General features: G+C 69.6%; 12 protein-coding genes. 9 read left to right on the top strand and 3 right to left on the bottom strand.

All coding sequences use genetic code 11. The features are described 5' to 3' along the window. Positions 1-40: 40 nt before the first annotated feature. From RUH65_RS04150 to RUH65_RS04165, 4 genes are all read left to right on the top strand, one after another. On the top strand, positions 41-934 hold the full coding sequence (locus RUH65_RS04150) for a F0F1 ATP synthase subunit gamma (protein ID WP_313815939.1): 894 nt from the start codon (positions 41-43) through the stop codon (positions 932-934). Between the two features lie 93 nt (positions 935-1,027). Then, the gene (atpD, locus tag RUH65_RS04155; RefSeq protein ID WP_313815940.1) at positions 1,028-2,485 is read left to right on the top strand and encodes a F0F1 ATP synthase subunit beta; all 1,458 of its coding nucleotides are present in this window, start codon (positions 1,028-1,030) and stop codon (positions 2,483-2,485) included. 5 nt (positions 2,486-2,490) lie between these two features. After that, entirely contained in the window at positions 2,491-2,784 is a 294-nt protein-coding gene (locus RUH65_RS04160; RefSeq protein ID WP_313815941.1) for a F0F1 ATP synthase subunit epsilon, read from the top strand. Position 2,785: 1 nt separating this feature from the next. Further along, the gene (locus tag RUH65_RS04165) at positions 2,786-3,244 is read left to right on the top strand and encodes a DUF2550 family protein (RefSeq protein WP_313815942.1); all 459 of its coding nucleotides are present in this window, start codon (positions 2,786-2,788) and stop codon (positions 3,242-3,244) included. Positions 3,245-3,341: 97 nt separating this feature from the next. Here RUH65_RS04165 and RUH65_RS04170 read toward each other — a convergent pair whose 3' ends face one another. Then, on the bottom strand, positions 3,342-4,499 hold the full coding sequence (locus RUH65_RS04170) for an N-acetylglucosamine-6-phosphate deacetylase (protein ID WP_313815943.1): 1,158 nt from the start codon (positions 4,497-4,499) through the stop codon (positions 3,342-3,344). A 10-nt stretch (positions 4,500-4,509) separates the two neighbouring features. Beyond that, entirely contained in the window at positions 4,510-5,205 is a 696-nt protein-coding gene (nucS, locus tag RUH65_RS04175; RefSeq protein WP_313815944.1) for an endonuclease NucS, read from the bottom strand. Positions 5,206-5,300: 95 nt separating this feature from the next. Between nucS and RUH65_RS04180 the strand changes: the two genes are divergently transcribed. Beyond that, positions 5,301-5,636, top strand: coding sequence for a hypothetical protein (locus RUH65_RS04180; RefSeq protein WP_313815945.1), 336 nt, complete (start codon positions 5,301-5,303; stop codon positions 5,634-5,636). Positions 5,637-5,661: 25 nt separating this feature from the next. On the opposite strand, the gene RUH65_RS04185 is transcribed toward RUH65_RS04180, so the two are convergent. Further along, a complete protein-coding gene (locus RUH65_RS04185) occupies positions 5,662-6,996 on the bottom strand; it encodes an AI-2E family transporter (RefSeq protein WP_313815946.1) in 1,335 nt (444 codons plus the stop codon). 171 nt (positions 6,997-7,167) lie between these two features. Here RUH65_RS04185 and RUH65_RS04190 point away from each other — a divergent pair, with 171 nt between their 5' ends. From RUH65_RS04190 to RUH65_RS04205, 4 genes are all read left to right on the top strand, one after another. After that, complete coding sequence (locus RUH65_RS04190) at positions 7,168-9,021, top strand: hypothetical protein (RefSeq protein ID WP_313815947.1); 1,854 nt, start codon at positions 7,168-7,170, stop codon at positions 9,019-9,021. 68 nt (positions 9,022-9,089) lie between these two features. Further along, complete coding sequence (locus RUH65_RS04195) at positions 9,090-10,097, top strand: tetratricopeptide repeat protein (RefSeq protein WP_313815948.1); 1,008 nt, start codon at positions 9,090-9,092, stop codon at positions 10,095-10,097. A gap of 116 nt (positions 10,098-10,213) precedes the next feature. After that, a complete protein-coding gene (locus RUH65_RS04200) occupies positions 10,214-11,032 on the top strand; it encodes an ABC transporter ATP-binding protein (protein WP_245952031.1) in 819 nt (272 codons plus the stop codon). Beyond that, positions 11,017-12,594: a hypothetical protein gene (locus tag RUH65_RS04205; RefSeq protein WP_313815950.1), complete on the top strand. Its 1,578-nt coding sequence runs from the start codon at positions 11,017-11,019 to the stop codon at positions 12,592-12,594. The genes RUH65_RS04200 and RUH65_RS04205 overlap by 16 nt, the downstream gene beginning before the upstream one ends. The last annotated feature ends 13 nt before the right edge of the window (positions 12,595-12,607 follow it).

The following is a 12,607-nucleotide window of genomic DNA, read 5'->3' on the forward strand; positions in this document are numbered from 1 at the left end:
GGCGGGGCGCCGGAGGCGGACGCGTAAGGAAAGGACCACCATGGGAGCCCAGATCCGGGTCTACCGCCAGAAGATCGCCTCGACCCAGTCGATGCAGAAGATCTTCAAGGCGATGGAGCTGATCGCCACGTCCCGCATCGGCAAGGCACGCGAACGCGTGTCCGCGTCGCTGCCGTACGCCAACGCGATCACCCGCGCCGTGTCCGCCGTGTCATCGCAGCAGGACATCGAGCACGTGCTGACGTCCGAGGTCGAGAACCCGAAGCGCGTCGCCGTGCTGGTCCTCTCCTCGGACCGTGGCATGGCCGGCGCCTACTCGGCGAACATCCTGCGCCATGCGGAGGCACTGCTCGAGTCGCTGCACGCCGAGGGCAAGGAGACTGACATCTACCTCGTGGGCCGCAAGGCACAGGGGTACTTCGACTTCCGTAACCGCGAGTATCAGGAGGTCTGGACCGGCAACACCGACGCTCCGGAGTTCCTGCGGGCCCGCGAGATCGGAGAGCGACTCGTCGACTCGTTCCTGGAGGACACGGAAGCCGGTGGCGTGGATGAGATCCACGTCGTCTACACCGCCTTCCACTCGCTCGTCACCCAGGTCCCGACCGTCGTCCGCCTGCTGCCCCTCGAGGTGGTGGAGGAAGAGGTCACCGACTCCACGGACCTGCACCCGCTCTACGAGTACGAGCCGGCCCCGGAGGACGTCCTGGACGCCCTGCTGCCGAAGTACATCGAGTCCCGGATCTTCTCGGCCATGCTCCAGGCGTCGGCATCCGAACTGGCCAACCGCCAGCGCGCGATGAAGTCGGCCGGGGACAACGCCAAGGACCTGGTCACCGAGTACACCCTGAAGATGAACAACGCCCGCCAGGCCGAGATCACCCAGGAACTGACCGAGCTGATCGCCGGTGCGGACGCGCTCAGCGCATCCTGACCGGGCACCGGCTCTTCACCCGACGAGCCAACTGACTGCCAACTGACTGTCAACTGACTGTCAACCTCCAGCCACACCAAAGAAGTGAGAGAGATGACTGCCACCACGAACGAACAGGGCACCGGTACCGCCACCGGTGGCGCCACTGGCCGCATCGCCCGCGTGATCGGGCCGGTGATCGACGCTGAGTTCCCGGCCGACGCCATGCCGGCCCTGTACAACGCTCTGACCGCCGAGCTCACCGTCAACGGCGAGACCCACACCATCACCTTCGAGACCGCGCAGCACCTGGGCGACAATCTGGTCCGCGCCATCTCCCTGCAGGCCACCGACGGTCTGGTCCGAGGCTCCTCCGTGGTCGACTCGGGCGCCCCGATCTCCGTGCCCGTCGGTGAGGTCGTCAAGGGACACATCTTCAACGTCCTCGGCGAGTCCCTCGACGTGCCGACCTCGCAGCTCGAGGTCACCGAGCGCTGGCCCATCCACCGCCCGGCGCCGAACTTCGCCTCCCTCGAGGGCTCCACCGAGATGCTCGAGACCGGCATCAAGGTCATCGACCTGCTGACCCCGTACATCAAGGGCGGCAAGATCGGCCTGTTCGGCGGCGCAGGCGTGGGCAAGACCGTGCTCATCCAGGAGATGATCACGCGTGTGGCCCGCAACTTCGGCGGCACCTCGGTGTTCGCCGGCGTCGGTGAGCGCACCCGTGAGGGCAACGACCTCTGGGTGGAGATGGAAGAGGCGAACGTCCTCAAGGACACCGCCCTCGTGTTCGGCCAGATGGACGAGCCGCCGGGAACGCGTCTGCGCGTCGCCCTGTCGGCCCTGACGATGGCGGAGTACTTCCGTGACGAGATGAACCAGGACGTGCTGTTGTTCATCGACAACATCTTCCGGTTCTCCCAGGCCGGTTCCGAGGTCTCCACGCTGCTGGGCCGTATGCCCTCGGCCGTGGGCTACCAGCCGAACCTCGCCGACGAGATGGGCGTGCTGCAGGAGCGGATCACCTCCACCCGTGGCCACTCCATCACCTCGATGCAGGCCGTCTACGTGCCCGCGGACGACTACACCGACCCGGCGCCGGCCAACGTGTTCGCGCACCTGGATGCCACCACGAACCTGACCCGTACCCTGGCCTCCCGTGGCCTGTACCCGGCCGTGGACCCGTTGGCATCGACCTCCCGCATCCTGGACCCGCAGTACGTGGGCCAGGATCACTACGATGCCGCCACCCGCGTCAAGCAGATCCTCCAGAAGAACAAGGAACTGCAGGACATCATCGCGATCCTCGGCGTGGACGAGCTCTCCGAAGAGGACAAGATCGTCGTCTCGCGTGCCCGCCGCATCGAGCAGTTCCTGTCCCAGAACACCTACACCGCCAAGCAGTTCACCGGTGTCGAGGGTTCGACCGTCCCGATCAAGGACACCGTGGAGGGCTTCACCGCCATCGCCAACGGCGACCTTGACCACATCTCCGAGCAGGCCTTCTACAACGTCGGCGGGCTGGATGACGTCGAGCGCAACTGGGCCAAGATCCAGTCGGAGAACTGATCCCCATGGCTGAGCACGAACTCGAAGTCGAGATCGTCGCCGAGGACCGCTTCGTGTGGTCCGGACCGGCGCAGTCGGTCAGCGCCCGGACCGCAGAGGGCGAGATCGGCATTCTGCCGGGCCACACCCCGCTGCTGGCCGTGCTGGGTGACGGCGACGTCGTGGTCCAGCGGACCAACGGGCAGACCATCACGGCACATGCCGAGGGCGGGTTCTTCTCGGTGGACAATGACCGCGTCGTGATCGTGGCCGGGGCGGCGACCCTCCAGGGCGAGTCTGCCGGCCAGGGCGCAGCCTGAGGTGACGCCCGGGTGGTCCGCGCTGATCGTAGCGGTGCTGGCTGCCCTGGTGGCGGCCGTCCTGGTCGTCGCCTTCATGGTCTACTGGCGCTGGCGCACTTTGGTGCGCACTCCCGGTACCTTCACCGCCCGCATCCGCGGGGCAGGTGAGGGCACCGGGGGTGTCCGCGTGATCGGTCGGTACGACGAATCCGGTCTCGACCTCATGACGGTGGCCTCGGTGGATCCGCGACCCCGCTGGTCGGCGGCCCGTCACCTGTTGCGGCTGCAACGCGAGGGGACGGTCCGCCAGGACGGCTCGGTGGTGGTGCGGGTGGACGGCGGGCCGGCCCCGGTCGACCTGGTCATCCAGGCGGACGCCTGCGCCGGACTCTCGGCGTGGGTCGAGTCCGGTCCGGCCGTGGGTTTCGGCACCTGGCGGGAGCTCCCGCCGCGGGGCTACCGGCGCAGGGCCCACTAGGACACCTCACGCGGTCCAGCAGACGGACATCATCATCTCACCAGGCACCCCGGCCTCGCCGGGGTGCCTGGTGCTTTAAGGAGTGCCGTCAGGGCCGTCAGTGCCCCGGAGCACCCGGAGGAATGACGACGGCCGGCGGGCCGGGCGCGGTCGTCCCGTTCTCGGCCTCCCACTCCCACTCCACCCACCCCGAGGCGCGGCGTGCGGGTGGCAGGGTGAGGGCCGGCGTCGTGCTCACGGCGGGGACCGCGAGTTCTGTCGGAACGCCCCACGCGAGCAGGTTCCGCAGCGCACCGTCCAGGGTGACGGCACCGGAGGCCAGGGTCGGCTGACCCGCCACGCGGGGTGCGGCGGAGATCCCGTTCTCAGGGATCCCGGTGTTCCGTGCGGACTCGATGGCGACCGCGCCCAGGGTGTAGGCGCCTGCGGGCGCGTCGGTGGCGGCGGAGGCGTCTGAGACCACGCAGACGGCACCCGGGGCGAGGCGCAGGACATCCAGAACGACGCCGGGATCCACATGGAGGCCGTCGGCCACCAGCTCGACCCGGAGGTCTCCACGGGCCGCGGCGCGCAGGGCCGCCGGCACCGGTCCCGGGGCGCGGTGGTGGAATCCGGGCATGGCGTTGAAGAGGTGGGTCACGGCGGGGCGCCGCTGCTGGCCCGTGCCGCCCAGGTTCGGACCCGGCGTGTGCATTCCGGTCCACCGCTGCAGTGCGGTGATGAACTCGGCCTCCGTGGCGTCGGTGTGGCCGGGGGAGGGCAGGACGCCCGCGGTGAACAGGGTGCGCTCCACCACCTCCGCGGCGTCGAGTTCGGGGGCATAGGTCATGGCGACGATCGCTTGGGCGTCCGGGCCGCCGTGATCGTGCCGTCCGGCCTGCACCAGCGACTCGAGCAGCCGGCGGGACCGGTCCGAGCCCGGTTCCAGCACATCCTGGGCGGACTGCGCCCCGCAGTGGTGGCGGGACAGGAACGGCCCCTCCAGGTGCAGACCCGCCAGGGTGCCCTCCCAGACCAGCGGGGCGAGTCGCCGGACGGCGGCCAGCAGGTCGGCGGCGGGCAGGGTCGGGAGGGACGCCACCACGCGGGTCACACCCCGCCGGGCCAGCTCCCGGAGCGCCTCACGGACCTGGTGCACGGGGGCCGTGGCGAAGTCCACGCCGTCCAGTCCGTGGCAGTGCTGGTCGACGAGTCCGGGCGTGATGAGACGGCCCGTCCGTGGTCCTGGTGCGGAGCCGCGGTAGGCTGCCGGCACGCCAGCCGGCTCAGAAGAGTCGGGACTCGGCATCGTCCACGCCGCGCATGGCGTCGTAGTCCAGGGTGAGGCAGCGGATGCCCCGGTCCTCGGCCAGGGTGCGGGCCTGGGGCTTGATCTGTTGCGCGGCGTAGACACCCCGGACGGGGGCCAGCAGCGGATCGCGGTTCATCAGCTCGAGGTAGCGGGTGAGCTGCTCCACCCCGTCGATGTCCCCGCGGCGCTTGAGCTCCACGGCCACCGATCCGCCGGTGGCGTCCCGCGCGAGGATGTCCACGGGACCGATGGCGGTCATGTACTCACGGCGCACCAGTGTGTGGCCGTCGCCCAGGAGGTTGATCTGCTCGGCCAACAGCCGTTGCAGATCAGACTCGACGCCGTCCTTGACCAGTCCCGGGTCTACGCCGAGCTCATGGGAGGAGTCATGCAGGACCTCGAAGAGGTGCACGATCAGCCGGTCGTCGGACTTCGTGGCCTGCACCGTCCAGACCTGGACGACGCCCTCGGCGGCCAGCTCCTCGGTGGGCTCGGCTGTGCGCAGGGTCGCCGGCGGGCTCATCCAGTTCAGCGGCTTGTAGGAGCCGCCGTCCGAATGCACCAGCACCGAGCCGTCGGCCTTGACCAACAGCAGGCGCGTCGCCTGGGGCAGGTGGGCGCGCAAACGCCCCTCGTAGTTCACGGAACACCGGGCTATCACCAAACGCACACAGGGGAGTCTAGCTGTACTGTCCCGCCAGGTGAGGCACGAGGTCCGTGCATGAGCGGCGTCCGTGCACCGGCGGGCTGTGGAAAGATGGTGGTGTGCCCCGCTCGAACCGACCCCGCCGCTCCGGGCCCGCCCGGCGCCCGGCGCCGGCACCCGGTCGGCAGGACCGGTTGGATGCCCTCCTGGGCCTGGATCCCGGGTACCGGCAGGAACAGGGGCACGACGGCGGCTGGCACGTTCGCCAGATCGCCGCCTGGCGCGCGGTGAAGGACTACACCTGCCCCGGTTGCGGCCGGGCGATCCCGCCTGGGATGGCCCACCTGGTGACGTGGCGCAGCGATTCGATCTTCGGTGACGAGGCGGCCGGTGCGGACCGCCGCCATTGGCACCGGGCCTGCTGGTCCAATCGCCGGCAGGACGGGCTCTACTGACTGACGGGCTCTGCTGACGGGCTGGTCAGATCCGGTCCTGCCGGGGGATCAGCACTTCCTTGACCACCAGCATGACGGCCGCCGCGAGCGGGATGGCCATCAGGGCGCCCAGCACCCCGAGGAGGGCGGCACCGGCGATCACGGCGATCACGGCCACGGAACCCGGCACGGCCACCGCCTTGCTCATCACGCGCGGGGAGACGAAGTAGGCCTCGACCTGGAGGTAGATGAAATAGATCGCGGCGAAGATCAAAGCCGGCTGCCATCCGGAGGTCAGTGCCACGAGGGTCACGATGATGCCGCCGGTCAAGGCGCCCACGAGGGGGATGAAGGCCATCAGTCCAGCGAAGAAGGCCAGGAGCGCCCCGAAGGGGATCCCTGCGATGGAGATGGCGATGATGGCCACCAGTCCGTTGAGGCCCGCCACGGCCGACTGACCGATGACGTAGTAGCCCACGGAGGAGGTGATCTCCTCGCCGAGGTACTCCACCCGGGGACGTCGGCTACTGGGGGCGAGCCGGTAGGCCCAGAACTTCATGGCCGGCAGGGTGGCGAGGAAGTACAGGGTCAGGACCAGCACGATGAGCACGGAGAACCCGGTGTTGACGATGGCGGTGCCCACCCCGAAGAGCCCGCCGAAGATGGCGGTGACGTTGGCCGAGTCCCCGATGAACTTCTCCAGCTCAGACATCGCGATGTCCCGGATGCCGAACTGGCTGTCCAGGTCGTGGAAGAACTGCGATTCGAGGAAGTCGGAGACCATGGCCGGCAGGTTGTTCACGAAGGCCGTGGTCTGCTCGACCACCGTGGGGATGAGCAGGGAGAAGAACAGCGTCAGGATCGCGGCCAGCAGGAGCACGGCCGCCGCCACGCCCACCCCTCGGGGGGCGCCCCATGACTCGATGCGCCGGACCACCGGATCCAGCCCGAGGGAGATGAACAGGGCCGCGCCGATCCACACGAGCAACTGGGTGTTGGCGGAGATGATCCCGTACAGCAGGAAAGCCAGGCCCACGCCGAACGTGAACAGGAAGCCGGTCTGGACCGGATGGGCCCACTGGACCAACCGGACGCGGTGGGACGGATCGGTGGCGTCGGCGGCACGAACTGCCGGACCCGTATTCGCCTCGACCTCTGCCGCGGAGGCTGACGCGGCCGCCGGCCGCAACTCGAATCGGGGACGGGGCCGGGCACCGGGCAACCGGCGCGCGGCCCACCACCGTCGGAGGATGCCGGAGCGCGGTGTGGCGGCCGAGGTGTCGGCGGCTGCGGGGGTACCGGAGGCGGCCCCGGACGGGCTGCCGGAAGCGGCCTCGGGGACGGAATCGGAAGCCGCGTGGGGGGAGTCGTGGTCCTGCACAAGCCACAGGTTACGTCACCCGCATGAGTCCCGGGACGACCTGCGTCGTTATCATTCGGTGACCTTCTCGGTATACTGGGGTGCTGAGGTGCGGCAGGAATCTGTCCTCGCACCGCCGTCAGCAGTGACACCGCCACAGATCACCCCCCGAACCACAGACAGGTAGACCGCGTGCGAGTAGTTTCCGGAGTAGTAGCCCTGGTACTGGGCCTTGCCGCCATTTTCGGCGCCGTCGGCCTGCAGACGATCTGGGCCCCTCCGGCGACGCTGACGGCCACCACCGACCAGTCCTCCGTCGATGCCGCGCCGGAGGCTCCCCTGACCGTCATCACCGGTGGCATCAACGAGGTCGCGGAGGACCCGGTGGACTACACGCTCACCGGTGACGGCGACTACACGGTCATGCTCGGCCAGACCCGGGACATCGAGGCGTGGATCGGCGACGCCGCCCACAACACCGTCACCGGCGTCGAGACCGAGGTCCCTGACGGCCAGGACCCGCAGGTGGTGGTGGAGCACACCGAGGGAGAGGCCACGGTTCCCGACCCCGCCGGTTCCGATCTGTGGGTGGACACCCAGGAGGCCAGCGGCACGATCGACCAGCGGTGGTCCGTGCCGTCCGAGGGGGACTGGTCCCTGTTGGTCGCCACTGACGGCACCGAGCCTGCACCGGCCGAGATGACGGTGAGCTGGACCAACACGCTCGGCGACAGCCCGTGGATCGTCCCGCTGGCCATCATCGGCGGCCTGTTGGTCCTCGCCGGACTCGGCCTGCTGGTGTGGGCGTTCCTGATCCTCCGCCGGAAGGCTCCGGGCAACACGGGACACCACCATCACGACGGCGGTGCCGACGGTACCGGAAAGGTCTCCCCGGACGTGCGTGGCAGCTCGGCTTCGACCACGTCGTCCAGTTCGACCACGCCGACCGCCGACGGCACCGGGCAGGTCTCCCGCACGCATGCTCCCCGCATGAATACTGCCCGGGCCCGGCTCGCCGGCCTCCTGGCCGGAAGCCTGGCGCTGGTGGGGGTCCTGGGCGTGGGCCCGGCGACCGCGCAGGGCACTCAGAGTGCTCCGGCCAGCGACGCGCCCCAGACCCCGGACCAGGAGCCGGCGGGCGAGGGCGATCAGTACCCGATCCTGACCGACAGTCAGTTGGAGCGCATCCTCGGTCAGATCGAGTCGGTCGTGGCCGAGGGCGATGAGGCGCAGGACCCTGACGTCCTCACGCCCCGCGTGGCCGACCCCCAGCTGTCCATGCGGCGCGCCAACTACGCCAATGTCCAGGTCTCGGACGACGTGCGGGCGGCAGAGCCGGTGGCGGCCACACCCCTCCGGTCCGTGCTGGCACCGGCCGATCCCGCGTTCCCGCGCACGGTCACCGTCGTGACCCAGGGTGAGGCCAACACCACCCCGCAGCTGCTGGTGTTGCGGCAGGACTCGGCACGGACGCAGTACCGGCTGGTGACCGCCGCCTCCATGATCCCGGCGGCCAGGCTCCCCGCCAGCGACCTCTCCAACACCGAGGTCGAGATGGTGGCGGAGGATGACGGCAGTGGTCTGGTCATGTCCCCCGCCACTGCCGTGGACGGGCTGGCTCGGTACCTGAATGTGCCGGACCACTCCTTCGGCGACCAGTTCGTGCACAACAGCATGGTGGATGGCATCCATGACTACCAGGCCAGCATCGAGGAGGAGGCGCCGGACGCCCGCCTGTCCCTGCTCCGTGAATCGATTCCGGGGACGACGACCACGATGCGCCTGGCCGATGGCTCGGCCCTGGTGACCGGTCTCCTGGACGCCCGGATGACCATCGCCCCGCGCGAGGAGGGGGCCACGGTGATGGTGGACGAGGTGGCTGCCGCACTGGCGGGCGAGGACAGCACCGAAAGCGACTCGCCGGTGGAGATGACGTACCGTGAGGTGGTGGCCCTGCGCATCCCGGCCGAGGGTGCCACCGGAGACGAGGCCAAGGTCTCCATGGTGGCCCTGACGGACGAGTTGCAGGCCGTCACCTACGAGTGACGGGTGCCCGCCTCAGTTCTCGATCCAGTCCTCGACCCAGCTCTCGATCCCTTCAAGGAGTGCCCGGAATGTCCCAGCAGCCCCCAGCCATGCCGACCCACCTGCGCGGGGCGCTCGACCTGTCCGCCCTCAAGCGGCCGGCGGGCCAGCCCGGTCAGCCGCCCGTTCAGCAGGCGCATGCCGGACCAGCGGGTCAGCCGTCAGCCCAGGGCGCGCCCGCGGGAAGTTGGGTCCTGGAGCACGCGAGCCAGGGTGACCTCCAGCAGCTGGTCCAGCTGTCCTCGCGCGTCCCGGTCCTCGTCCATCTGGCGGCGCCCTCGAATCCCGCGAGCCAGCAGATCGACGATCTCGTGGCCCCCGCCGTGGACGCGCGGGGCGGCCAGCTGATCCTGGCCAGGGTGGATGCCGAGGCCGATCCGCAGGTGCTCCAGGTCTTCGGGCTGGCTGCCGGGCCGGCCGTCGTCGCCGTCCTGGCCGGCCAGCCGATCCCCGTCCTGAACCAGGCGGTTCCGGCCGACCAGCTCGAGCAGCTCCTGGACGAGCTGCTCGCCGCCGCCGCCCAGAACGGCGTCTCCGGCACCGTGCCCCCGCTGGCCCCGGCCCGCGAGTACGGTCAGGGTACTAGCGGGTCCGCGGGGGACGACACCCCGGCCGCCCCGCCGCTGCCGCCGCTGCACCAGGAGGCCCAGGACGCGCTCGAGGCCGGGCAGTACGAGGATGCCGAGGACGCCTACCGCAGGGCACTGGCGGAGAACCCCGCCGATGCCGAGGCCAAGGTGGGACTGTCCCGCGCCGGGCTGTTCGCCCGGACCGCGGCCATGGACTCGAATGCCGTGCGGGAACGTGGCGCCACCGAGCCGGACGAGGTCCAGGCCCAGATCGACGTGGCCGATCTCGACGTGCTCGGCGGCCACGTGGAGGACGCCTTCCACCGACTGGTCCGCTTCATCGCCGGACACCCGGGGCAGGAGCGGAACACCGCCCGCGAGCATCTCGTGGACCTCTACACCGTGGTGGGTGACCAGGACCCGCGCACGGCCGCGTCCCGCAAGGCGCTGGCCATGGCGTTGTTCTAGACATGGGTTGACAGACACGTGCGGACAGGCCCCGGCCCAGATCCTGACTTAAGTCATGGCCGTCCTGGCCATGGCGCTCTCGTGCTCTGGGTCCGGCCCTTGCTAGCGTCAGGGACATGAGCAATCCTGAGAGCTCCCTGTCCGCGCCGTTCCCGCCTCAACAGCCCGGTGCCGTGCCGGATCCGGACACCGCGCTGGCCATCCGTGGTCTGGCCAAGCGGTTCGGGGAGAAGATCGCCGTCAACGGCATCTCCCTTGATGTGCCCGCCGGTTCGTTCTACGGACTGGTCGGACCGAACGGTGCCGGTAAGACTACCGCCATGTCCATGGCCACGGGACTGCTGCGACCGGACCACGGACAGGTCTGGATCCACGGCACCGACGTCTGGTCCGAGCCCCTGACCGCCAAACGGCGCATGGGCGTGCTCGCTGACGGCGTGCGCCTCTTCGACCGGCTCACCGGCGAACAGCTCGTCACCTATTCGGGACTCCTGCGCGGGCTGGACCGGGACACGGTGGCAGAGCGCACCGCAGATCTGCTGCGCGTCATGGACCTCACGGGGGACGCCGGAAAGCTGGTGGTGGACTACTCGGCCGGCATGACCAAGAAGGTCGCACTGGCCTCGGCCATGATCCATGCCCCGAAGGTCCTGGTCCTGGACGAGCCCTTCGAGGCCGTGGACCCCGTCTCCGCCGCCAACATCCGGGACATCCTGGCGCAGTTCGTGCAGTCGGGTGGAACCGTGATCGTCTCCAGTCACGTCATGGACCTCGTCCAGCGGATGTGTGACCACGTGGCCATCATCGCCCAGGGCAACCTGCTGGCGGCCGGAACCGTGGACGAGGTCCGGGACGGACAGAGCCTCGAGGACCGCTTCGTGGACCTCGTGGGCGGCCGCTCGACCGGAGAGGGCCTGTCATGGTTGCGCACCTGATCCGCATGAAGCTGGCCATCACGGTCAACGGGTGGAAGAAGAGCACCGGCCAGTTGGTTCTGGCCATCCTGCTGATGGCGTATCTCGCCTTCGTCCTCGTGATGGTGGGCGTCGGGGCCTCCTTCATGCCGGAGCTCGGGACGGACGCCCGGGGTACCATCCTCACGCTGGTCGGTGCCGTCGCCGTGCTCGGCTGGATCATCATCCCCGTGTTCTTCACCGGGGTGGACTTGACCCTGGACCCGGCGAACTTCGCGACCTTCGGCGTCCCGTCCCGTCAGCTGGTCCTCGGCCTGGCCATGGCCGGTCTCGCCACGATCCCCGGCGCGGCCACCCTCATCGGCTTCCTGCTGTCAACGCTCGCGTGGCGGGACCAGGTCGGCGCGATGCTGCTGGCCGTGCCGACCACCATCCTCGGGGCCGTCTTCTGCATCTGCATCTCCTATGCGGTGACAGGGCTGCTGGCCGGGATCACCGGGCAGCGGCGGATCCGCGAGATCATGTCCATCGTCGCCTTCATCCCCCTGATGCTGGCCGGTGTGATCCTCACCGGCATCGTCGAGTCCGTGGAGGCCGCCCTGGAGCAGTTGCCCGGCCTGGCGGCCATTGTCGCCTGGACCCCGCTCGGCTCCTTCACCGGTGCCCCCTGGGCGCTGGCCGAAGGGCGCCTGCTCGAGGCCGCGGCGCAGGCGGTGCTGTGCCTGGTCTGGGTGGCCGGGGCCCTGTGGCTCTGGCAGCTGGCCGTGAACCGCAGCTACGCGCAGGTGCGGGGTTCCGGACCCGCCAGCTCGAAGACCAAGACCGGCGTGGGACTGCTGGGGGTGTTCCCGGGGACACCGGCCGGAGCCATTGCCGCCCGGTCGCTGATCTACTGGCTCAAAGACCCCCGCTACTCGGCCTCCCTGGTGGTGCTGCCGCTGCTGCTGGTGCTCTTCTGGTTCCTCGGCTACCAGTCCGGTGAGTACGTGATGATCCTGTTGATGGGTCCCATCACCGGCTTCATGCTCGGCTACTCCATCTCCGCGGACATCAGCTATGACGGTTCGGCCTTCGCCCAGCACGTGACCGCCGGTGTCTCCGGCCGGGACGACCGCGTCGGCCGGATCGGCTCCCTGCTGTCATGGGGGATCCCCGTGACGCTGCTGTTCACCGTCGCCACCGTGTGGATGGCCGGCCAATGGTGGCTGCTGCCCGGGCTGATCGGTATCGGGATCGGCGCCCTGCTGACCGGGGCGGGTGTCTCCGCGCTGGTCTCGGCCCGGTTCATCTACCCGGTGCCGCCACCCGGCGCCAGCCCGTTCGCCACGCCTGAAGGCGGTGGCATGCGCATGATGCTCATCTCCCTCGGTGCCATGGTGGTGGTCGGTGCGCTCTGTTTGCCGGGACTGATCCTCTACGTCGTGGCCTTGGCCACCGGCGCCATGCCGCTGATGTGGATCACCCTCGTGGTGGGCCTGGGAGTGGGGGCGTTCCTGCTGTGGCTGGGCATCCGGCTCGGCGCGAAGTGGTTCGACCGTTCCCAGGCCGAGACCTACCAGTCGGTGCTGGCCGCCACCGGCTGAGTGACCCTGACCT

Source organism: Citricoccus sp., assembly GCF_032154715.1.
Taxonomy (GTDB): domain Bacteria; phylum Actinomycetota; class Actinomycetes; order Actinomycetales; family Micrococcaceae; genus Citricoccus.

Excerpts from the sequence above, each read along its gene's own strand:
- RUH65_RS04150 (WP_313815939.1), top strand. The coding sequence starts at position 41 with ATGGGAGCCCAGATCCGGGTCTACCGCCAGAAGATCGCCTCGACCCAG.
- atpD (WP_313815940.1), top strand. The coding sequence starts at position 1,028 with ATGACTGCCACCACGAACGAACAGGGCACCGGTACCGCCACCGGTGGC.
- RUH65_RS04160 (WP_313815941.1), top strand. The coding sequence starts at position 2,491 with ATGGCTGAGCACGAACTCGAAGTCGAGATCGTCGCCGAGGACCGCTTC.
- RUH65_RS04195 (WP_313815948.1), top strand. The coding sequence starts at position 9,090 with ATGTCCCAGCAGCCCCCAGCCATGCCGACCCACCTGCGCGGGGCGCTC.
- RUH65_RS04200 (WP_245952031.1), top strand. The coding sequence starts at position 10,214 with ATGAGCAATCCTGAGAGCTCCCTGTCCGCGCCGTTCCCGCCTCAACAG.
- RUH65_RS04205 (WP_313815950.1), top strand. The coding sequence starts at position 11,017 with ATGGTTGCGCACCTGATCCGCATGAAGCTGGCCATCACGGTCAACGGG.